The sequence below is a fragment of the Acinetobacter sp. ACZLY 512 genome (genome assembly GCF_023614015.1).
Classification (GTDB): domain Bacteria; phylum Pseudomonadota; class Gammaproteobacteria; order Pseudomonadales; family Moraxellaceae; genus Acinetobacter; species Acinetobacter soli.
The window spans coordinates 355,155-376,407 of sequence record NZ_JAKIVI010000002.1 but is presented as its reverse complement, the minus strand read 5'-3'; the positions used below and the strand labels follow the sequence as shown (position 1 = coordinate 376,407).

The following is a 21,253-nucleotide window of genomic DNA, read 5'->3' as shown; positions in this document are numbered from 1 at the left end:
TTTTTCGAGTTGATGTTAGGTTTCCGCAATGCCATGAAGTGATGGCGTTGAATGCTGAGGAACATTGATCATATGCGTTTGGACACCTGTGGTGACATAATCTTGATGCTCAGGATAAAACCAGCGTGTGATCTGCTCTGCAACACTCGAATGGTACTGAATTTCAAAATGGTTCAGTCCATTAAAAACCGCTTTGTGGGCATCGGGAACTTTTAAATGAAAGCGTGGATTGGGATGTTCGCCTAAAGCACTTTTTACACTGACCAGATAATCTCCAATAATCGACAGGGCCTTGTTTTTAACGTTTTTAAACTCGACTGTGCCCGCAATTAAAAAGGTATTGATATGAGACGGCAGTGGAGCCGGTTTACGATTGTCATCCATGAGCCCAATTCGGGCTTCTAAATGTTCCCAGTCATCATCTCGGACACTGCCATGACGCAAGTCTAAAATCCCGTTGCTGCGAATATTAACCAGATGGCCAATTAACTTTACAAAGGGAAAGCGCCCGAGTCGATCTTGTAATGAAAAGCCAAAACGCTCAAGTACCGCGCCGTGGTGAGGCGAGCCAATACAGACCAGATTATCGACCATCTGTATCCAGCGATACATATTTTGCTTGCCATAAAACAGCGCACTGCGCGACACCAGTCCACCCATACTATGACCGATTAAATCAATACTGGTAATACCCGGATTTCGGTTAATCAGATCTTCAAGTGTATTTGACAGACTACGGCCATTGGCAGAAATACGCCGACCCGTATTGTAATTCAGATACAACATAAAATTGTTGTCGCGCTGGGCCAGCAGCCGCTCTCCAATGCCGCCAAAATTACGGTTTGACCAATCGGTATGATTCATGCACAGGCCATGCACAAAAATTACCACACGGCCAGCCAGATCACCTTGTTGCAAGGCGCCATAATGATCATAAAGCACCATCGGAAGTGCCAACGGATTTTGATATTTGAGTAAATAATCACCGAGTACACCGTTTAATGCGCCCACCAAAAAATGCAGCATCGGGGTCAGCGGTTTGTCATGCAAAATTGGAAATTTTTCGATAATACGACGCAAGCTGGGTGCAATAAACATACGGCCATAACGCTGCAGCATGCTGTATGAAAAGGTGTAGATATTCTGAACTTGCGGAATACGCAAAAACCGGCTGGATTGTTGTTCGCTCATCCCCAGCGTATTTTTTAAAATTTCATGATGAATGATTTGCACAATATCATGCACCCCCCACAAGCTGGTGCTCACCAGTTGCGCAAGGCCTTCAAGTACATCCGCTTGACTGGGCGGTGTACGGTCCCATTTGCAATATGTCTCATGAAGTGGAGTTAGACTGGTCATGATTATTTTCCCCGACTCACAAGGCCCGATACTTTATTTTTCATATGCTTCAGGCTATAAAACAGTTTATATGTCATCTTAAGCGCTATACAGTGCAATGTTTCAACATACTGATGAATGGCGCGTAGAGAGATGTTTTTTGTCTGACAATCGCGTATTGCAACAAAAAACCTATATAGCCTTACCGTTTTTACTCATTATACGTGGTTCGTAGTGATGAATCTGATCTATTTACATGGCTTTAGAAGCAGCCCGCAGTCCATCAAGGGGCAGCAGCTCAAGCAATTTGCCGAGAACGATCCAGAGGTATCTTTACATTTACCCGATCTAAATCTGCCGCCGCTTCAGGTCATGCAAAAACTTGATCAATTGGTTGAATCACTTCCTGATGTCGCGCTGGTCGGCAGTAGTCTGGGCGGCTTTTATGCGACTCAACTTGTCGCAAAATATCATCTACCTGCTGTGCTCATTAATCCGGCCATGCGACCATGGCAACTGTTTCGCGAGCTGTTTGCAGATGAAGCCTTGCCGTATACCGTGGCAGCTGGCTGGACGCTTGATCATCAGCAACTGATTGAACTTGAACAGATCGCGGTCGCTCAACTCGAGGTTGCCGACAAAATACTCGTGCTGTTACAACAGGGCGACGAAGTTTTGGATTATCGCGAAGCACAGCGCTATTATACTCAGTCATCGCCTGTATCCTTGATTTTCACGGATGCACATGGTAACCATGCCATGGAAGATTTTGAAAAAAAACTGCCATTTATTCTGGCATTTTTGTCCTATTCGCTAAAATAAAGGAAGTCCCCCAACGTGTCACAATATACGGCTCAGTCACTTGAAGTTTTGTCAGGTTTAGATCCGGTTCGTCGTCGTCCCGGTATGTATACCGATACAACACGACCAAACCATCTGGCGCAGGAAGTGATTGACAATGCTGTCGATGAAGCATTGGCCGGGCACGCCAACAAAATCCGCGTCACCGTGTATCAAGATGGCTCGTTATCGGTCGAAGATAACGGCCGAGGTATGCCGGTGGATATCCATCCGGAATATGGCCAAAGCGGTATCGAGATTATTTTGACCAAGCTGCACGCTGGGGGGAAATTTAGCACGGATAATTATCAGTTTTCTGGTGGATTACACGGTGTGGGCATTTCTGTGGTCAATGCCTTGTCGAGCCGGGTAGAGGTCGATGTTCAGCGTCAGGGCAACCTGTATAAAATGGTATTTGAGCACGGTGAACCGACTGGCCCTTTAGCGATACAGACGGGTAAAGCACCGAAACGTGCTTCGGGAACCACGGTTCGATTCTGGCCAGAAGCCAAATATTTTGATTCACCTAAATTTGCACTGAAAGCACTCAAGCACAATTTAAAGGCCAAAGCTGTTTTGGCAGCCGGCTTACAAATTATTTATGATGATCAAATCAATAACGAAACCATCGAATGGCAATTCGAAAATGGTTTGGTCGATTATCTCATGGACGAACTCGAAGATCGTGAGATTTTGCCTGCACCAGCTTTTTTAAGTAGCGGACAGGCAGAGCGCGCCAGCTGTGAATTTGCCATTTGCTGGAATGTTGAAGGTGGCGAGCAGATTCAGGAAAGTTATGTCAACCTCATTCCAACGGCGCAAGGCGGTACGCATGTCAATGGTTTACGCTCTGGCGTGACAGAAGCCTTACGTGAGTTTTGTGAGCTACGTAACTTGTTGCCACGTAATCTTAAACTCTCGGCCGAAGATGTTTGGGATGGCGTGAATTTTATTTTGTCGCTTAAGTTTCAAGAGCCGCAATTTTCTGGCCAAACCAAAGAGCGTTTATCGAGCCGTGAAGCCTCGGGAATTGTACTCAATATTGCCAAAGATGCCTTTGCGCTGTGGCTGAATCAGCATGCCGAAATTGCCATGCAACTGGCGGAAATGGCCATTTCCAAAGCAGGGCGTCGTTTAAAAGCCGCAAAAAAAGTTGAGCGTAAAAAAATAGTCTCAGGGCCAGCATTGCCCGGCAAACTGGCCGACTGTGTAGGACAAACCCGAGAAGAATCTGAGCTGTTTATTGTCGAAGGTGACTCGGCAGGGGGCAGTGCCAAGCAGGCGCGAGATAAAAACTTTCAGGCCATCATGCCGATTCGCGGCAAAATTTTAAATACGTGGGAAGTGTCGTCAGATGAAGTACTGGCCTCACAGGAAGTGCACGATATTGCGATTGCCATTGGTGTCGATCCGGGCAGTGATGATTTATCAGAACTGCGCTACGGTAAAGTTTGTATTCTGGCCGATGCGGACTCGGATGGTTTGCATATTGCCACTTTGCTGTGCGCTTTGTTTGTAAAGCATTTTCCAGCTTTGGTCGAAGAAGGGCATTTGTATGTGGCCATGCCGCCTTTGTTTCGAATCGATGCCGGAAAGGATGTGTTTTATGCCTTGGACGATGAAGAACTTGATTCAATCCTGAGCAAGTTAAAAACCAAAAATCCGCAAATTACCCGATTTAAGGGCTTAGGTGAAATGAACGCCAGTCAGCTGCGTGAAACCACCATGGACCCAGATACGCGCAGACTGGTTCAGCTGGATCTGGATGATGCACACATGACCGCGGGTTTACTCGACAAGTTACTGGCCAAGAAGCGCTCAGCCGACCGTAAGCACTGGTTAGAACAAAAAGGCAACTTGGCTGATATTGCTGTTTAATGAAAAAAACCCTGTTTGAAAACAGGGTTTTTTATAGAACAATTTAAGCCTACAAATACTGAGTGACGAAGTACATCGCGAGCGGAACAGTCACGACGGAAAGTACGGTGCTGAGCATCACCGAAGTGGCAGCTTTTTCTGGATGTAAACCTAAATTATTTGAAATCACCACCACATTGGCGGCCATAGGTGTTGCCACCATTAAGGCAATCACTTGTAGCACTAAAATATCAGTCGGAAAAATGAGATAGAAAATGACAAAACCCACCACCGGATACACGATATGTTTCCAGAAAATTGATAAAATTGAATAGAGCCAGTCAAATTCGATCTTGGTGAATTTCGCGATGGTGATTCCAATCGTCATCATTCCTAAAACACTATAAGCGCCTTTAAAATTACTTAAAAATGATGACACGATCGGATTAAGATTCAGATCGAGATATTTAAATAATATGCCCAATATCGCCGCATAAATAATTGGCATTTTGATGACTTTGATCAAACTTTCTCGATACGTACTGTTGCCTTTTGCCGTAATAAAATAGCCAACTGTAAATTCATATAAATTGATGCCAATAATAATAAATATGGCAATCGCGATTTGTGTTGGATCAAAAATTGCCAAAACCAGAGGCAAGGCAAAATAACCCGTATTTCCTGTTCCTGCGGCAAAACCAAATAAATGGACACGACTGTCTTTCCAGAAGAGTCGCGCGAATATCAGCCCCAGCATGGCCATAAAAGAAGCCAATAAGAAAGCACCAGCAGAATATTTTAAATAGCGCCAGTTGGCTGGTGACTCAGTAATGGCGTAAAAAATAACAAATGGCGAAATTACATAGACCAAGAGTGCCGCAATATCTTTAGAATCTAGCTTAAACCTTTTACCAACGCCCCAACCAATTCCGGAAATAAAAAGCAGTAAAAATGCACGTAAAAAAACTTCAATGACCATAACTTAAACTCGATAGACCCTAATTTTTATTAAGGATTTTTTTAATCATAATAAAATTTTAAAAATTATAGGGTTAAGTAAATCTTTATACAAGTCTGTCTATTTTCGCATTAACGCATCATTGTGTATGGGTATTTCCGTATTTTGAAGTTATGGCGAGCCTTTTCTGGTTTTTTGATTTAAGTCCGACTCAACTTTTTGATAGATGCCATCGGCAAATACGTTGTGACCAAAGCCACATGCGGAGTCACTTTCACTTTGTTTGATGGTAATAAACTGACCGATTTTGGTATCTGCATTAAATGCTAAATCGATTTTACAGTCTTGATAAAGGTACTGTGCCTGTTTTTGACTCAGCGGCATTTGAATCGTGAAGTTACCCATATTGGGGCCATAAATCAGCCCGCGTAATCCAAAATAATAACCTTGGAAATCGATTTGATAGCTTTTGGCTTTTTTGCTGACAAAAACGTAATTCCATTGCCCGAAACCATTTGGTCGTACATAGGTGCCTTCAAGGCTGCTAGAAATCGCAGGTGGAGCCAACTGTTTTAAATTAAAACGACTGGTATCTGTCGTGCCATCGCGCAAGAACCATGCACGCGCCCAGAGCGGCTGTCCATTTTTGGCATAACTGAGCCCCACATTATTGTTAGCCAGATCCATATCGCGTGCAGTCAATTTAGAGCCACTTTCTTCCTGATTTAAAATACAAAAATGTGTCCATGACGCGTGTAATTCAAACTGATCGATCGCTTTGGCATAGTCACGCTGATCGTAATATTTTTTCCCTAGCTGTGTATAGGATTTAATCTTGGCGCAGCCTTGCTTAAGTTCTTGTTCATATGAAATTTCGGCAGCACTAATTTGTGCGATTGCAGTGCCTAAAAGTAATACACTCAGTTTAAAAAATATCGTCATTGGTCTTGTTCTGTTTTCATGTCATACACGCTATGTTAGCGAAGTTTAGCGCAATATAAAATCAAAAGCCCCGACGAATCGGGGCCAATGCGTAGCGAAACTTTATATCATTTCTTGGATGCAAACCGGTTGCTCGAATCGATAGACATCACAATTGTGGCCTGTACCAATCCGATCAATCACGGCAAAGTCGCTGGGTGCTTCAAGTGTCAGTAATGGATGATGCCATGTGCCAGCACGATAATTCACCCCCTGACTGCCATCAGACACAAAGGCATGAATCTGATCGAGATCTGGTTGATCGGGATGCGTTTTTGAGGCCAACGCCACCACAATCAGAAACTTCTGACCCTGCATCGGAATAAATGCTTGCGAACCCGCAGGATGTCGCTCAAGCATCTCGATCTGAAATGGCACAGCAGTGGCTTTGATATTTCGAAAAATACTAATACCAGCTTTGGCTTCACCCTGAATTTCCGTTTCAACAATGGCATGATAGCGCTCGGTATGCGCATCGTTAATGTGAAAAAAGGCATGCCCTGTACAGCTGATCACCTCGCCAAAGGCCTGAAAGTTTTCAACAGTGAGTGGCTGAATCTGAATGTTTCGTTGCGGCATAATGAATTCTCGGTTTAGACCAGTTTGCCCCATAGACGAATACGGCTAATGCCACCATCTGGAATCATATTCACGCGAATATGAGAAATTTTTTCGTGTGCCAAAATTTCATTGATATACGCATGGATATGATCCATCTGCATATCTTGCGCTTCTAGAAGGAATGGCCAGAACATGCTTTGCGGAATTAACTGTGGGTCGGTTGCATTTTCAATATAAATGGCTTGGATTGATACTTGCGCAGGGTAATTCCCTTTAAAGTGTGCCGTATCGATCTCAATTTTGTCGATTTTTCCTGCTTTGCCCAGTGCCAGTACACACCAGTCAAATCCTGGCGCACGGCGACGTTTGGTTTCCCAGCCATCACCCATGTTTACACCACGGCCCGGATTAATCAAATTACGCGGATGACCAAAATGTGCGTCGCTATAGGCAATGACGCGGCCACCGTTTTGTAACGCCAGTAAATCTAAGGTTTGGTCTGTATCTGTGGTCTGAATCTGGACCTCACCATAGACACGTAAACGTGCTACACCACCATCTGGAAAAATATTCAGTCGAATATGCGTGAAAATACCGTCTTGATTCACATCAAAAACATGATGCTGGCTTGGCCCTAAAATCGAATTGCCCAAAAGTGGTTGCCACTTTGCGTGTGCAGTGTCTCCATTTGGTGCATAGCAGCCCTCTAATGAGGCAGATGCCGGATAATTGCCGGTAAAAAAAGTGGTGTCAATATCGACAGCCTGAATCGTGCCTGCAACACCAAGTTTCACAATGCACCAATCATAACCAGCATGACGTTTACGACGGGTTTCCCATCCATCCATCCATTTTCCGTTGTCGTCAAACTTGTCTTCGACAAAGATTGGTGCTTCAAATTGCAGCATCCGCTTTGCCTCAGCAAAAAAATCATCTGAACATTCAACAATTTGAGCGCCAATTCTGGTATCTGCCAGATTGGTTAGCGAATGTAGTGCTGATGGGAGTTCAAATGCTGGTGCAAGAAGCGTGGCCATTGTATATTTCCGTTATAAGTAATTAATCAAGATCAACTTGACGTAAGTTGATGTGTCTTTTTAACTCAGAATGACACAAAAATGCATCATCATCGTGCTTTGTTATGCAGGGTATATGCCAATTCTAATAATCTGGTGCATTTCCCTACACGTGGCATGGATTTGGCTTAAGACAATATAAGATAAAAGTGTCGTAAAAATAAGGAGTAACACATGAATGTGGTCATTATTGGTGCAGGTATGGGCGGCTTAACGACAGGTATTGCCTTAAAAAAGTTTGGTCACCAAGTCCGCATTTATGAGCAAGCGGAGCAAATTCTTCCGGTTGGGGCCGCCATTTCTCTCTGGTCCAATGGCGTCAAATGCCTGAATTATCTCGGTTTGGCCGATAAAATTGCGCGACTCGGCGGGCAGATGGATCATCTGGCTTATGTGGATGGTCTGAGCGGCGAAGTGATGACTGAATTCAGTTTGCAGCCTTTAATTGAAGAGGTGGGTCAGCGCCCTTATCCGGTTTCTCGTGCCGAACTGCAAGCCATGCTAATGGATGAATTTGGCCACGATGATATTCATTTGGGTAAGCGCATGATGTCCTTGAAAGAAGTTGAACAAGGGGTCGAAATCCACTTTGCCGATGGTAGCAGCACGCATGCCGATATACTGGTGGGCGCTGATGGAACGCATTCAATTACTCGTGCTTACGTTTTGGGTGAGCAGGTCGAGCGCCGTTATGCCGGTTATGTCAACTGGAACGGTCTGGTCGAGATTTCTGAAGATTTGGCTGGCCCACATCATTGGACCACCTATGTGGGCGAAGGTAAACGTGCTTCACTCATGCCTGTGGCCAATGGTCGCTTTTATTTCTTTTTAGATGTGCCATTAGCTGCGGGTCTGGAAAATGACAGATCTACTTATAAAGAGCAATTAAAAGGATATTTCTCAGGCTGGTGTCCGCAAGTGCAAACCCTGATTGAGCGCTTAGATCCGCAAAAAACCAATCGGGTCGAAATTTGTGATATCGAGCCGTTTGCACAGTTCTACAAAGGTCGCGTGGTTTTGGTGGGCGATGCTGCGCACAGCACCACGCCGGATATCGGGCAAGGTGGCTGTCAGGCGATGGAAGATGCGATTTATCTGGCACGTTCACTGCAAATCAATACTTTAAGTATAGAAGACGCGCTGAAACGTTATCAGGAGAAGCGCAACCAACGCGCCAATGAAATGGTACTTCGGGCCCGTAAACGCTGTGATGTGACGCATATGAAAGATGAAGCTGTGACCCATGCATGGTATGCAGAATTGCGTCAGGAAAAAGGGTTGCACATTATGAATGGCATTATTGGCAATATTGTGGGAAATCCGTTGGATTAAAGTCTTTAGAGGTCTAGATGAGTTGGCATCGGGATACATGGCGTATCCCGATGTTGATATTTTAGAAGTGGTATTTGACCAAGGCACTGACGTTATGCTCGTCGAAACCTTTTAAGCCAAATTTGTTATTCCAGATGGAATGCTCAATACCTAAATACAAACGTGTGTCTGGTGAAATATGTTTGCCCACGTTCCATTTGTACTGCGTGGTCCAGTTTAATTCGCTGGCATGATCGCCTTCAGCGGTTGACCAGTCCATGAATCCGTCTACCAAGAACTCTTCCTGAGCAACTTTAAATGGCAGCGCATAGACCGCTGTCATCTGGTAGTCATCGTCGGTTTTTTCGTTGTTGGCACGGTAAAAGTTCAGTGCAAAATACTGAAAATACGGGACGTTGAAATCGACCGCGAAGCCGTAAAGGAAGTTGTCAAAGTTATTGCCATTGGCACTGTTGCTTTCCCATGTGGTCGACACCAACACATCTTTGATTGGCCCATAGGCAAAGGAATGCCCAGTAATTTCACCTAAGCTAAAACGAGGTGAAAGCTCGAAGTAGGTACTTTTATAATCGTCGCTGCCACGCATGCGATCCATAAAAAAGAACACATCGGCATATTTCACTTTGGCTGCATATTCAAGCGTAATGGTGGTTTCCTTTTTATCCACCACTTCGTAATTTTCCCCGTAAAGCCCTGTCACACTAAAATCTTGCCAGATCGGTTTCGCATATAGTGCGGCGCTGCCAGTCATCATCAATGCGGCACAGGCCAGTTGCGTCAGCTTCATAAATTTTATCCCCATAAAAGCGCGTCAATAATAGCGCGCCGGGGCTAAAATAAAAGCAGAATTTAAACTTTCACTAAAACTCGGCAGTTTATACAAAGCCAGTCCCTTGGCTTTGTAATGATCTGGTTTTAAAGGTGTTCCTCGCCATGATGGCACTGATAAACGAGCGTATCGCAAAAAGGCGTTGTATTAGCTGCCACGATAGGTCGAGTAAGCAAAAGGACTAATTAAAAGTGGCACATGATAATGCTCTTCCGGGTTTTCGATATTGAACTGAATCAATACATTGGGGAAAAAAGTCTTGAGCTGTTTCTGTGCAAAATAAGGCGCTACATCATATTCGAGTAAATAGGCGCCAGCGCTTATTTGCGTTAAACCAAATGCTTTTAAACGGCCATCTTGGTCGGTTCGGCCTTGGCCCAGCAGCGTGCGTGTGGTGGCGTCGTAGAGACGGACATCTACATTTTGCGCGGGTTTACCCAGATGCGTATCTAAAATATGCGTGCTGATCATGGCTCAATTCCTTGAGAAAGTCTTAAAAGGGCAATCGCTGCAAGCTGTTCATGCACGATTTGTTTTTCGGTGTCGATATCATGCGACAAACGCTGGTTCAATGCACTGAGCATTTGGTCACTGCTCAAACCTGCGGCTTTGATCAAGAAAATAAAACCAAACTTTTCTTCATAGGCCATATTGCCTTCAAAAAGTGCGCGTTGCGTGGTTTCATCTTGCTTTACCCCCGATTGCTCTGCATCGGAAAATGCGGCTTCGCGCTCAGTCAACGCTTGCTTGGCTTTCTTTTCACCGATACGCGGATGCGTCGCCAGCGCTGCTTCAATATCTTGCCACGTCCAGCGTTCGGCTTGATTTGCCGCGGTGCTCAGTAGCTCATCACGAGATGAATAGGGACGCTGTTGGCTTAGTGTCTGAGTCCATGATGGAATATGTACACATGCATGCAACACGGTCTTTGCATCGTCGATCGGCGCAGCATTAAATTCAGAAAAACGCACTGTTTTCATCCATATGCAAAAAGGTACTTCCTGATTATGGAGCAATTACAATGCCACTGGGAATAGATATCTCCAAAGCGAAATAATGGAGATATCTATTTAATGATGATGTCTATTTAGATATGTTTTCAGGCGCTTTAAGGTGCCTGATAAGGATGGTGCGTATACCAGTGTTTGGCGATATCGTTACGGCGACAGATCCACACTCGATCATGTGACTGCACATAATCTAAAAAGCGTTGTAGTGCCTTGAAGCGTCCAGGGCGACCTAAAATGCGGCAATGCATGCCGATAGAGAGCATTTTTGGTGCAGTTTCACCTTCAGCATAGAGCACATCAAAGGCATCTTTGAGATACTGAAAAAACTGCTCGCCACTGTTAAAGCCACCCGGTGAGCAAAATTTCATGTCATTCGATTCAAGCGTGTAAGGGATAATTAAGTGCGGTCGGGTGCTGCCGTCGGGTTGGGTCAGCGTGGTCCAAAACGGCAGATCATCGCCATAATAGTCACAATCGTATTGAATCTGTGGGAACTCCGACAAGAGCTGACGCGTATTGGGGCTATCGCGTCCGGTATACCAACCGATGGGTGTTTCGCCAAAGAGCGCTTCTAATACAGAGAGTGCCTGATCCATATACATGCGCTCAGTCTCAAGATCCATATCTTGATAATGAATCCAGCGCTGCCCATGAGAAACCACATCGTAAGGACTGTTTTTAATCGCGTCTACAATATACGGATGACGCGCCAAAGCCATACCCACACCAAAAATGGTCATGGGTAAGCCACGTTTTTGAAATTCCTGATGAATCCGCCAAAAGCCTGCACGTGCACCATATTCGTACATCGAATCCATCGACATATGTTTGGACGGGAAGCTTGCTGCACCAATAATGTCCGATAAAAACTGCTCTGAACCGGCATCGCCATGCTCAATATGGTTTTCACCGCCTTCTTCGTAGTTGAGTACGAACTGTACGGCAATTTTGGCTTGATTGGGCCAGTTGGCATGCGGTGGCTGGCCATGATAACCGATTAAGTCGCGAGAGTAGGGGGTAGTGTTCAGTTGCTCGATGAGGTCTTGGCCTCTTAAATACGACGCGGTCACAATCATGCATCCTTTTTGATCAAAATGACGAAAAAAATAAAAAAATCAGCTTGCATATTTTTGAGTATAGACGGATATTGAAGTTAGAGAAGATCTTCAAAGACCCAAAAACAACATCTCACAGATGGATAAAAGGAGATAACAAGCCATTACACAATGTTGATATACAACAGCACCAAATTAAAGCATGCTCAAAACGTGCCAATTAAGTTTTGCATAGATTGTTATATAGAATTACAGATATAAAGAGGATGGGATTATGAATATTGAAATCCGCACAGATAAACACATCCAAAGTAGTGAACGTTTAATTGATTATGTTCGTGCAGAACTTTCTAAAGAATTTCAACGTCATTCAGAACGCATTACCCATTTTTCGGTTCATCTGAGCGATGAAAACGGTGAAAAACGTGGTGATGAAGACATTCGCTGTTTAATCGAAGCGCGTCCGGCAGGTTTAAAGCCAATTGCGGTGAGCCATAAAGCAAGAAATGTCGATCTATCAATTCATGGTGCGATTGATAAACTAAAACGTAATCTTGAACATACCTTTGAAAAACTAGAGCCGACACGTGGTGGTCGAGTTGAATTTGCTGACGAAGAATAAGTCAGTCATTAAAAAAAGCCCGAAAGGGCTTTTTTTATGTCATCACAATTTACAGGTATGATTGGACGACTACACGATTCAACAGTAGTATTTTTCTGAGTATGCTTTAATTCGTATCTAATAAATGAAAAAATAACAGCAAACCTTTTTTTATACTCTTTAACTTTGTGAGATGCTCATGTTAACAGACCAACAAAAAGCCTTTGTTCAGGCCATCGAAGAATTAGACCTTGAACAGGTTGAACGCCTGTTAGCATCAGGTCTCGATCCGAATTTCATCGATCTTGAAAAAGGCCCGCCAATTTCGATTCTGTGTGACGGCTTGTTTCAGTGGTGGGAAAATGTATGCGAAGCCTATGAATCGGGTGAACCACTCACTGAAGAGCAAAAGAAGCAACAGCTTCAAGTGCATCTTGATATTTTAGAAGAACTGATTCAGGCCAAAGCCAATCTACATTTGTGGGATGCAGAGGAGCTCTATGGTCCGCTATGGGATGCGGCAAGCTCAGCGTGTGTCCCGGTGGTACAGCGTCTGCTTGAAGAGAAGGTTGATCCGAATACGCGTGATGAAGAAGGTCTGACGATCTTGTCATCGATCAGTGATTTATTTTTTGATTGTGACTACGACGAAATTGACTGGTCTGAAGCATTAACAGAAGAAAAACAGACATTGGAGTTACTGCGTCAACATGGCGCCAAAATGTCAAAAGAATTGACTTAAAACACAGGGTAAAACGATGAAAAAATTACAAACATTGGTTTTTATATTGGGTACAACGGCCAGCATTAGTAGTTTTGCGGCTGAATTTTCATTTGATCGTCCCGGAACCGGCTTTGGGACGGGGATAACGCCAGTGGGGAAATTGGCATGGGAGCAGGGACTTCCATCGGTCTCTTACACCGAAGCCAATGTCGATGGGGCTAAAGAACGCGTGACCACCGTCAATGGGGACGTGCTTTTACGAACCGGTTTGACGCAAGATTTAGAATTGCAATTGGGCTGGCAGGGGCCATTTTGGTCGCAGTACAAACGTGCAGGCGTTAAAAATGAAACCCATGGTTTGGGCGATATCAGTGTGGGTTTGAAAAAAGCCATTGATCTGAACGATGACCGACTCACGATGGCAGTATTGGCTCAGGCCGTGATTGCTACAGGCAATGACGAGTTTTCTGCACATGATGATATTTATAGCCTAGGCTCGACCGTAGCCTACGACTACAGCGACTTACTTGAAACTTCGATCAGCATGTTTTACGAAGTTCAAAACAGCAACTGGGCGGTCACTGCAGTACCGACACTGGGCTATAAGTTTGGGGGCAAATGGTCAGGGTTTTCCGAGTTTGTGTATCGTAAAGCCGAAAGTCAAGATTATGAATATGGTCTAGGTACCGGTGTGATTTATGCACTCAATGATCGTACCCAGTTTGATGCCAGCGTTGGTGTACAGCTCAATGGTAATGATCGCGGTTACACCGGTGGTTTTGGTGTGTCTTACCTGTTTTAAATCTAAGGTGTAAAAATATTTATGCAGATGTCGATTCGACTACAAAATAGCATTGCCGCGAGCTTGGGTGCATGGATTGTCTTGATCTTCATGCTTGTGCAACATGCGCAGGCTGCTGAAGGATTACTCTCTCCCGAGCAGGCATTTTCGTTTAATGTTGAATCGACCTCTCAAGATCAGGCTGAATTGTCATGGAATATTCAGCCAAATTATTATTTATACCAGCACAAATTTGAGGTGCGCCAAGGTAATCAACCGCTCAGCCTGAAACTACCGAAGGCGATTGATCAGTTCGATGACAACTTTGGTCACACCAAAGTTTATTATGATCAGGTGCATTTTTCGATTCGCACTCAACCTTCACAGCACTATCAAGTAACGTGGCAGGGCTGTGCCAAAGACCGGATTTGCTACCCTCCACAGACCTTCGATTTTGAAACCGATGCTGATGGTCTGATCAATGCGCAAAATACAACTGCGAATGCACCCAAACGCCTGACCGATCTTGCAGGACTTTCATCTGCAAAAAATGAAACCACCGCCACAGCAGCAGATACGGCCACACCAAGCAAACCCACAAGCACAGCGCCAGTGGCACAAGATCAGGCATGGACATCGCAACTTGAACAGCATTCACTCGGCTATACCGTTTTGTTGTTTATGGGCTTGGGGGCCTTACTTGCATTTACACCATGTTCACTACCGATGTTGCCAATTTTGACCTCCTTGATTGTGCGCGAAAGCAAAGGACTCAAAGCATGGGCTGTGGCATTGACCTTTGTGGTGAGCATGGCGGCTGTGTATGCAGTACTGGGATTGATTGCATCTTCTGCGGGTCTGAATTTTCAGCGCTGGTTACAGCAACCGGCCACCATTATTGGTTTTAGCCTGTTGTTTGTGGTGTTTGCCTTAAATTTATTTGGCTTGTTTGAGCTGAAATTACCACAAGCATTGACCAACAAGTTAGATCGGATTCAATCGGTACAACAAGGCGGTACCCTTGTGGGGGCAGCCGTGATGGGCATTATTTCTGCCCTGTTGGTGGGGCCTTGCATGACGGCACCGTTGGCCGGTACCTTACTCTTTATTGCCCAAACCCAAGACCAGCTTCGCGGCGCGTTGTTGCTGTTCTGTCTGGGCTTTGGTATGGGCATTCCGCTGTTAATTGCCACCTTTTTGGGCACCAAAATTTTGCCAAAAGCCGGCGACTGGATGAACCAGATCAAGGTGATCTTTGCCTTTATTATGCTGGCGCTGGCGATTTACTTTATTCGTCCCTTGTTGCCAGATGTCATCATTCAGCTGTTGAGTTTAGTGTTAGGCCTCGGATTTATCATCTACGCGGTGTATCGACTCGTAAAATATCGCGACCAGTTAAAGTGGCTATATATGGTGCTGTTGCTGCTGGTGATTCCGTTTGTCGCTTATGATCAGTATCAACATACGCAGCGTTGGCTCACCGATACACAGGCCTCAAGCAATACATGGCATGTGGCAAATACGGCTGAAGACTTTCAGAAGCTCTTGCAAAATGCGCCTGCCAATCAAGCCGTGATTATTGATGTGTATGCCGACTGGTGTGTGGCGTGTCAGCCGATCGAGCATCGTATTTTAAAAGATGTCGAGGTACAGACCGCTCTTCAGCCGTATTATCTGATCAAGCTGGATTTAAGCCGTTATGATGCCTCTCATCAGCAATTGCTGAATCAATGGGAAATTTTAGGGCCACCCACTTATGTGTTTTTAGATCGTCAGCATAAAGAAATTCGCGGCCTTAGATTGACTGGTGCCTTTAGTAAAAATGAACTTTTGCAACAGGTTCATGCTTTTGAAGCGCAACGTTAAGACACATCAATGATGTGCAAATTGCTGGATATCACCCGTGTAGCTTTTGACTTGATTTCGACCACAGGCTTTGGCCAAATACAGCGCCTGATCGGCTTGAGTTAAAATTTGCGAGCTATCCTCAGCCTCGTTGCAACTTGCGACACCAAAGCTGGCACTGACCTGAATATGCAGATGTTTAGAGGGCGAAATGATCAGCGTTTCTAGTGCGAGTCTATAACGCTCTGCAACCTGTCGTGCTGCGCGAAGCGAGGTTTGCGGCAACAGTACAATAAATTCCTCGCCACCAAAGCGTCCAATTTTGTCTTGCTGGCGTGAGTGTTGGCGCAGGCATTCAGCGATTGCAATGAGCACTTGATCACCAGTGTGATGTCCATACTGATCATTAATATGCTTAAAATGATCGACATCCAGCAAAATAATGGCATAGCTTTGAGGAGTGTGATCATGCTGTAATGTATTGAGCGCCTCGTTAATGCTACGACGATTTAAAAGATTGGTCAGAAAATCTAGTTGACTGAGACGCTTGATTTCATATTCACGCTCGCGCCATTGAGAAAGTAAAATTTCAAATAAACCAAAAAAGCCAACCAGGATAGGCACTGAAAAAAACACCATACTACCCACCCAAAAGTTATGCTGTGCAGGTGATGGTTTTAGGGCAGCGATATTAAAAACTGGTGCATAGGGAATGTATTGTTTCAGGCTTAGATAGCCAGTTACGAGCAGTAATAAGGTCGCTGGAATCAAGGTAATATAAATAAGCCAGCGGTCAAATAAAATTAAACCAATGACCACTGTACTGATATACCCTACTGCGGTGGCGGGGCTTAAAGAACCCGTCATATAGCTGCCATGGTATAGGATCAGCGCAAACAGATAAATAGTGACAATAGGAATAACTTTCTGGATCCAGATTCTATGTGCATGATAATGACACAGATACATCAAGAAAATTAAAAGAGTCAATGTGAGGCTGCAGACCCACATGTCAATTTTGATTAATCTAATATTTACATATTTCCATAGCTCTGGATGTAGCAGTACAAAAAGCTTCCAGATAATCCAGCTCAAAATCATGCCAGATGACAGCAGGATGATGAGTTTGCATTTTTCAAGAACCGTCCAATTAATAATAGGATTCTTCATATACATGCTAAAAATGAAAGACCAAAGTCTAGAATTTGTTTTTGTCATGCCAAATTATCCATGACTTCTATTAGATTTCAGAGTTTAAGATAGCATTTATTATGATGTATCAGATATTCCTTCTTATTATTTTTGAAATGCTGCTGGCAAAATGCCAGCTTGCATTTAATCACGATCAAGTTGATGAGCAAATACGGCAAGATCTGAAATAGCCTGTTTGGCATCATCAAACCATGCATTAAACATATGGAAGTTATGCCACATGCCGGTATAGAGTTTGAAATCAACTTTTACATGCGCAGCTTTTGCATAATCGCGAAAGCGCTTGGCATCATCAAGCAAGATTTCTTTTGACCCCACTTGAACCAAGGTTGGTGGCAAACCTGACAGATCTGCAAAAAGCGGCGAAACGCGCGGATCATCACGTGCTACACGTGAGCCAATATAGTATTCAATGCCGGCTTCAAGTGCTTCAATTGAGAGTAAGGCATCGTGCTTTTTATTTAGGCGCAGTGATTCACTACTCAATGTCAGATCTAAAAATGGTGACATTAAAATCAGGCCACTTGGTAAAGGATCCTGATTATCTTTTAAACGCAGCGCCAGAGCGAGCGCCAGATTTGCACCACAAGAATCGCCAGACAAGATGATATCTTTGGCCAAAACACCTTGATCGAGCAAGATATGATAAATATCGTATAAGGCATCTAATGCTTCTGGAAAACGCGCCTCTGGAGAAAGTGGATAATCGACATGCAGAATTTGCATCTGGGTGCGCGCTGCCAGATCGGTCATAAAGGCACGGTGGGTATTTAAGCTTCCCAGAAAAAAGGCACCGCCGTGAATATGAAAAATAAGCTGTGTCGAAGACGATTGCGGTTTGATTTCCTCGGCACGAACGCCCGCCAAGCGCACTGAACGCACGGTCACGGTTTTATTCACGGGAAAAATCCGGCACATTTGCTCAAGTGCAATTCGCAGCGTTGTGGGTGGCAAGCTAAAACGGCTTGGTGTTCGTATCGTGGTTTTTAAAATTGTTTCGGTAAAATATTGTTTCCACATAATTTACAACCTATAGTGGTGTTGCAGATTTTTACAGTTTATTCGCAATGTATATGTTTTTTCCCCTGCGATTAACAAGGCTACACTAAATAGTCACATACAAAAATTGCATTATTGTTGTGAGTTTTTAATACTATAACTGTCGGTTAAGACTACAAGGATATTGGACAAAAATGAAAAAAATAGCATTGGCATTAGGATTGCTAGGCGCAACGGTTTTGGCAAATGCGGCCGATCCGCTCAATGGTACGGTATGGAAAACCATTGATGATAAAACCAACCAACCCAAAGCGATTGTCAAATTTACCGAGCAAAAAAATGGCACCTTATCGGGTACCATCCAGAATGTGCTTACACCAGGCCAAGAAAATGGCTGTACTGAGTGTGAAGGCCCATACAAAAATAAACCGCTTAAAGGCGTGACCATTGTTCACAACCTGAAGAATACTGGCGGCACCAGTTATGACGGTGGGAATATCATGGACCCAAAAACTGGTAAAACTTACCGACTCAAAGGTGAGATTGCCGAAGGCGGGAAAAAGCTGAACTTACGTGGCTACATCGGTATTTCTGCACTTGGGCGTAACCAGACATGGGTTCGTGTAAGCTAATTACATTGAGTCATAAATTTGTATTAACAGCCGAATGAGTCATTCGGCTGTTTGCTTTGAACGGTTTAGCCCTTTAATGCCGCATATGTATCGGCATCGAAGCCAACGACAAAACCAGAGTCTGTTTTGAGAACCGGACGTTTAATGATACTTGGCTGCTCAATCAGGGTTTGAATCAGTGTGGCAGTATCAGAAAGTGCTGCTTGTTGTTGTTCTGGGCTGAGTTTGCGCCATGTGGTGCCTTTTTTATTCACTAGAAGCTCTGGGCCGATGTTTTCTAGCCACACACCGAGGGTTTCGGCATCAATACCTTGCTTTTTATAATCGTGAAATGTGTAACGCAAGCCGTTGGCATCGAGTGCATCAAACGCTTTTTTCATTGAACTACAATTTTTGATTCCGTAAATTTCCAGCATGATCATCAACTTTTCTCATCACAAGCGCTTAAGCCTATCTAAAAATCTTAAAAAGCACCAGTGCAACGCCAATCTGTAATCACGTGGAATAACCTTTGCAGAAATACAGACAAGCAAGATGCAGATAAAAGTTTGAAAATGTCATAAGATTGACACATGACAGTGTTTAAATAGATTTAAAAGAAGTATGAAGATATAAAAATAAAATTGGATATTTAAATAGAGAAAACCCGCATTTAATCATCCTGATCATGCGGGTCTCATTTCAACGTCCAATGTCACATCCTTGAAATAACCATCCGGTTATCGTATTCGTCCTACGGCGTCCTATCCCTTTGTCATCCTGACATGTCCCTGTGCCGTGTGTGTATAATGCGCTTAAACCTATGAAATAAAAATACTAAATTTCCACAACAAATGTAGGTTTTTGACGTTTATTCAGTGTACATATGTACACTGAATTAGCTAATTTGATAATCCACAATGACCGGTGCATGGTCGCTAAACCATTCATCTTTATATACCCAAGCATTGACGGTACGGGATTTCCAGTCTGGGGAACACGCATGATAGTCAATTCGCCACCCTACATTTTTAGCACGCGCCTGACCACGGTTTGACCACCACGAGTAGAGCTCTGCTTCAGGGCGAACCTCACGAAAAGTATCGACATAACCGAGTTCGTCATAAATATGATCGAGCCATGCACGTTCGTGCGGTAAACAGCCCGACGACTTTTGATTGCCCGACCAGTTTTTAATATCGATACGCTTGTGCACGATGTTGTAATCACCACATACGATGATCGATTTATTTTCATCGCGCCATTGCTTTAAGATCTGGGCGTATTGCTCTAAAAACACATCTTTACGCGCCTGTGCTTCATCGCCAGAAGATCCAGACGGAAGATACAAGGAGCATACATAGGCTGGCTGTTCGAGGCCCAAATCAAACTCGGCAGCAATAAAGCGGCCTTGAGAATCAGCCAGTTCAAAGCCCAAACCGTCCTGAACAGCGCGAAAGGGAATACGGCTATAAATCGCGGTACCTGCATAGCCTGCACGTTCGGCAGGAAACAGGTGCGTATACCAGCCTTCGGGTTTAAATTTGTCGGTCCATTGGGCATGCGTGATGCGGCTTTCTTGCATACATACCACGTCTGCCTCGGACTTTTCTAACCATTCCAGTAGGCCTTTGGTGACCGATGCACGTAAGCCATTTACGTTGATTGAAACGACTCGTAGAATTTTTACATCACTTGGATACTGATCCTTTGGTATCATGCGCAAGTTTGACCTCAATTGATGAATCTGGAGCACCTATGACAACGCCATCGTCTTTCAACCCGCAAGCCTTTATCGAACTCGCGTTATCACGCGGTGTGCTTAAATTTGGTGAGTTTACCTTAAAATCAGGACGTGTCAGTCCGTATTTTTTTAACGCAGGTTTGTTAAACGATGGTGAAGCATTGTCGCTACTGGCGCAAGGCTATGCCGATCAATTGATGCAATGTCAGCATGTCGATGTCATTTTTGGCCCTGCCTATAAAGGTATTCCGTTTGTTGCCGCAACAGCGGTGGCATTATCGCAAGTGCATGGTAAAAGTGTGCCGTGGGGCTTTAACCGTAAAGAAGCCAAAGATCATGGTGAAGGTGGTGTGCTGGTCGGCGCTGCGGTTGAAGGTAAAAAGGTCTGGATTATCGATGATGTAATTACCGCAGGCACCGCCATTCGTGAAGTGGTCACCATTTTAAAAAATGCAGGGGCAACCATTGCAGGCGTGCTGGTGGCACTCGATCGTCAAGAGCGAGGGCAAGGTGAACTTTCTGCCATTCAGGAAGTTCAAAAAGAGCTTGAGATCCCGGTTCATGCCTTGATCACCATGAAAGATTTAATGAATTATCTTGAAGCCAAAGGTGAAACTCAAGCGTTAGCCAAAATGGAAGATTACCGTTTGAAATACGGCATTTAATATTGAGTAATCAAAAAGGAAGCATCGGCTTCCTTTTTTTATTTGCGATTACATCGCGTGCGCTGAAATGTCATTAATATCAAGATTGCAGAATAAATCACCATTAAAAACGTCCATTGAACCCTTAGATTCATTTTAGCCAATCGCTGAATGCCTTTATTTATGGGGCTATTGGGCTAAACATGAATTTTACTCAGTTTGCTGTGAAACTAAATCATTTTTATTCATCTAAGG

Annotated in this window: 22 protein-coding genes; 9 read left to right on the top strand and 13 right to left on the bottom strand. The window is 44.1% G+C overall.

What is annotated here, in order from left to right; all coding sequences use genetic code 11:
- Positions 1-15: 15 nt before the first annotated feature.
- A complete protein-coding gene (locus tag L2096_RS04180) occupies positions 16-1,359 on the bottom strand; it encodes a GPI inositol-deacylase (protein WP_004933805.1) in 1,344 nt (447 codons plus the stop codon).
- Between the two features lie 216 nt (positions 1,360-1,575).
- Between L2096_RS04180 and L2096_RS04175 the strand changes: the two genes are divergently transcribed.
- Together L2096_RS04175 and parE are read left to right on the top strand one after the other, a co-directional pair.
- Positions 1,576-2,160 carry a YqiA/YcfP family alpha/beta fold hydrolase gene (locus L2096_RS04175; protein WP_250364927.1) on the top strand — a complete coding sequence of 195 codons (585 nt, stop codon included), beginning with the start codon at positions 1,576-1,578 and terminating at the stop codon, positions 2,158-2,160.
- 15 nt (positions 2,161-2,175) lie between these two features.
- On the top strand, positions 2,176-4,056 hold the full coding sequence (parE, locus tag L2096_RS04170; RefSeq protein WP_250364926.1) for a DNA topoisomerase IV subunit B: 1,881 nt from the start codon (positions 2,176-2,178) through the stop codon (positions 4,054-4,056).
- Between the two features lie 49 nt (positions 4,057-4,105).
- Here the strand turns inward: parE and L2096_RS04165 are convergent, their stop codons facing one another.
- The 4 genes from L2096_RS04165 to alc all read right to left on the bottom strand — a co-directional run bounded on the left by L2096_RS04165 (position 4,106) and on the right by alc (position 7,572).
- Positions 4,106-5,014 carry an AEC family transporter gene (locus L2096_RS04165; RefSeq protein WP_250364925.1) on the bottom strand — a complete coding sequence of 303 codons (909 nt, stop codon included), beginning with the start codon at positions 5,012-5,014 and terminating at the stop codon, positions 4,106-4,108.
- A 150-nt stretch (positions 5,015-5,164) separates the two neighbouring features.
- A complete protein-coding gene (locus L2096_RS04160; RefSeq protein WP_250364924.1) occupies positions 5,165-5,935 on the bottom strand; it encodes a hypothetical protein in 771 nt (256 codons plus the stop codon).
- A gap of 102 nt (positions 5,936-6,037) precedes the next feature.
- Positions 6,038-6,553 (bottom strand): ureidoglycolate lyase, encoded by a 516-nt coding sequence (locus tag L2096_RS04155; protein WP_048765364.1) that lies wholly within the window; start codon positions 6,551-6,553, stop codon positions 6,038-6,040.
- A gap of 14 nt (positions 6,554-6,567) precedes the next feature.
- The gene (alc, locus tag L2096_RS04150) at positions 6,568-7,572 is read right to left on the bottom strand and encodes an allantoicase (RefSeq protein ID WP_004933818.1); all 1,005 of its coding nucleotides are present in this window, start codon (positions 7,570-7,572) and stop codon (positions 6,568-6,570) included.
- A gap of 213 nt (positions 7,573-7,785) precedes the next feature.
- Here alc and hpxO point away from each other — a divergent pair, with 213 nt between their 5' ends.
- Positions 7,786-8,943: an FAD-dependent urate hydroxylase HpxO gene (gene hpxO, locus L2096_RS04145; RefSeq protein ID WP_004944763.1), complete on the top strand. Its 1,158-nt coding sequence runs from the start codon at positions 7,786-7,788 to the stop codon at positions 8,941-8,943.
- Positions 8,944-9,004: 61 nt separating this feature from the next.
- On the opposite strand, the gene L2096_RS04140 is transcribed toward hpxO, so the two are convergent.
- The 4 genes from L2096_RS04140 to puuE form a co-directional block, all read right to left on the bottom strand.
- Entirely contained in the window at positions 9,005-9,730 is a 726-nt protein-coding gene (locus tag L2096_RS04140; RefSeq protein ID WP_004933826.1) for an outer membrane protein OmpK, read from the bottom strand.
- A 189-nt stretch (positions 9,731-9,919) separates the two neighbouring features.
- Positions 9,920-10,243 (bottom strand): hydroxyisourate hydrolase, encoded by a 324-nt coding sequence (gene uraH, locus L2096_RS04135; protein WP_025095621.1) that lies wholly within the window; start codon positions 10,241-10,243, stop codon positions 9,920-9,922.
- Positions 10,240-10,743, bottom strand: a complete 504-nt coding sequence (gene uraD, locus L2096_RS04130) for a 2-oxo-4-hydroxy-4-carboxy-5-ureidoimidazoline decarboxylase (protein ID WP_171063719.1) — start codon at positions 10,741-10,743, stop codon at positions 10,240-10,242. Before uraD ends, uraH begins: the two co-directional genes overlap by 4 nt.
- Before the next feature lie 137 nt (positions 10,744-10,880).
- Complete coding sequence (gene puuE, locus L2096_RS04125; protein ID WP_149930691.1) at positions 10,881-11,852, bottom strand: allantoinase PuuE; 972 nt, start codon at positions 11,850-11,852, stop codon at positions 10,881-10,883.
- Between the two features lie 259 nt (positions 11,853-12,111).
- Here puuE and L2096_RS04120 point away from each other — a divergent pair, with 259 nt between their 5' ends.
- The 4 genes from L2096_RS04120 to dsbD all read left to right on the top strand — a co-directional run bounded on the left by L2096_RS04120 (position 12,112) and on the right by dsbD (position 15,809).
- A complete protein-coding gene (locus L2096_RS04120; RefSeq protein ID WP_004933837.1) occupies positions 12,112-12,459 on the top strand; it encodes an HPF/RaiA family ribosome-associated protein in 348 nt (115 codons plus the stop codon).
- A gap of 178 nt (positions 12,460-12,637) precedes the next feature.
- A complete protein-coding gene (locus L2096_RS04115) occupies positions 12,638-13,180 on the top strand; it encodes an ankyrin repeat domain-containing protein (RefSeq protein ID WP_250364923.1) in 543 nt (180 codons plus the stop codon).
- A gap of 16 nt (positions 13,181-13,196) precedes the next feature.
- Positions 13,197-13,964 carry a transporter gene (locus L2096_RS04110; protein ID WP_004933844.1) on the top strand — a complete coding sequence of 256 codons (768 nt, stop codon included), beginning with the start codon at positions 13,197-13,199 and terminating at the stop codon, positions 13,962-13,964.
- A 21-nt stretch (positions 13,965-13,985) separates the two neighbouring features.
- The gene (gene dsbD, locus L2096_RS04105) at positions 13,986-15,809 is read left to right on the top strand and encodes a protein-disulfide reductase DsbD (protein ID WP_250364922.1); all 1,824 of its coding nucleotides are present in this window, start codon (positions 13,986-13,988) and stop codon (positions 15,807-15,809) included.
- Positions 15,810-15,815: 6 nt separating this feature from the next.
- On the opposite strand, the gene L2096_RS04100 is transcribed toward dsbD, so the two are convergent.
- Positions 15,816-17,006: a GGDEF domain-containing protein gene (locus L2096_RS04100; protein ID WP_151790784.1), complete on the bottom strand. Its 1,191-nt coding sequence runs from the start codon at positions 17,004-17,006 to the stop codon at positions 15,816-15,818.
- 117 nt (positions 17,007-17,123) lie between these two features.
- Positions 17,124-18,020: an alpha/beta hydrolase gene (locus L2096_RS04095; RefSeq protein WP_004933853.1), complete on the bottom strand. Its 897-nt coding sequence runs from the start codon at positions 18,018-18,020 to the stop codon at positions 17,124-17,126.
- A 173-nt stretch (positions 18,021-18,193) separates the two neighbouring features.
- On the opposite strand from L2096_RS04095, the gene L2096_RS04090 reads away from it, so the two are divergent.
- The gene (locus L2096_RS04090) at positions 18,194-18,631 is read left to right on the top strand and encodes a DUF2147 domain-containing protein (RefSeq protein WP_004933856.1); all 438 of its coding nucleotides are present in this window, start codon (positions 18,194-18,196) and stop codon (positions 18,629-18,631) included.
- Between the two features lie 65 nt (positions 18,632-18,696).
- On the opposite strand, the gene L2096_RS04085 is transcribed toward L2096_RS04090, so the two are convergent.
- Positions 18,697-19,047 (bottom strand): arsenate reductase, encoded by a 351-nt coding sequence (locus tag L2096_RS04085; RefSeq protein WP_039909803.1) that lies wholly within the window; start codon positions 19,045-19,047, stop codon positions 18,697-18,699.
- A 461-nt stretch (positions 19,048-19,508) separates the two neighbouring features.
- Positions 19,509-20,330: an exodeoxyribonuclease III gene (locus tag L2096_RS04080; protein ID WP_076033194.1), complete on the bottom strand. Its 822-nt coding sequence runs from the start codon at positions 20,328-20,330 to the stop codon at positions 19,509-19,511.
- A 38-nt stretch (positions 20,331-20,368) separates the two neighbouring features.
- Here L2096_RS04080 and pyrE point away from each other — a divergent pair, with 38 nt between their 5' ends.
- On the top strand, positions 20,369-21,019 hold the full coding sequence (pyrE, locus tag L2096_RS04075) for an orotate phosphoribosyltransferase (RefSeq protein WP_250364921.1): 651 nt from the start codon (positions 20,369-20,371) through the stop codon (positions 21,017-21,019).
- Positions 21,020-21,253: the final 234 nt, after the last annotated feature.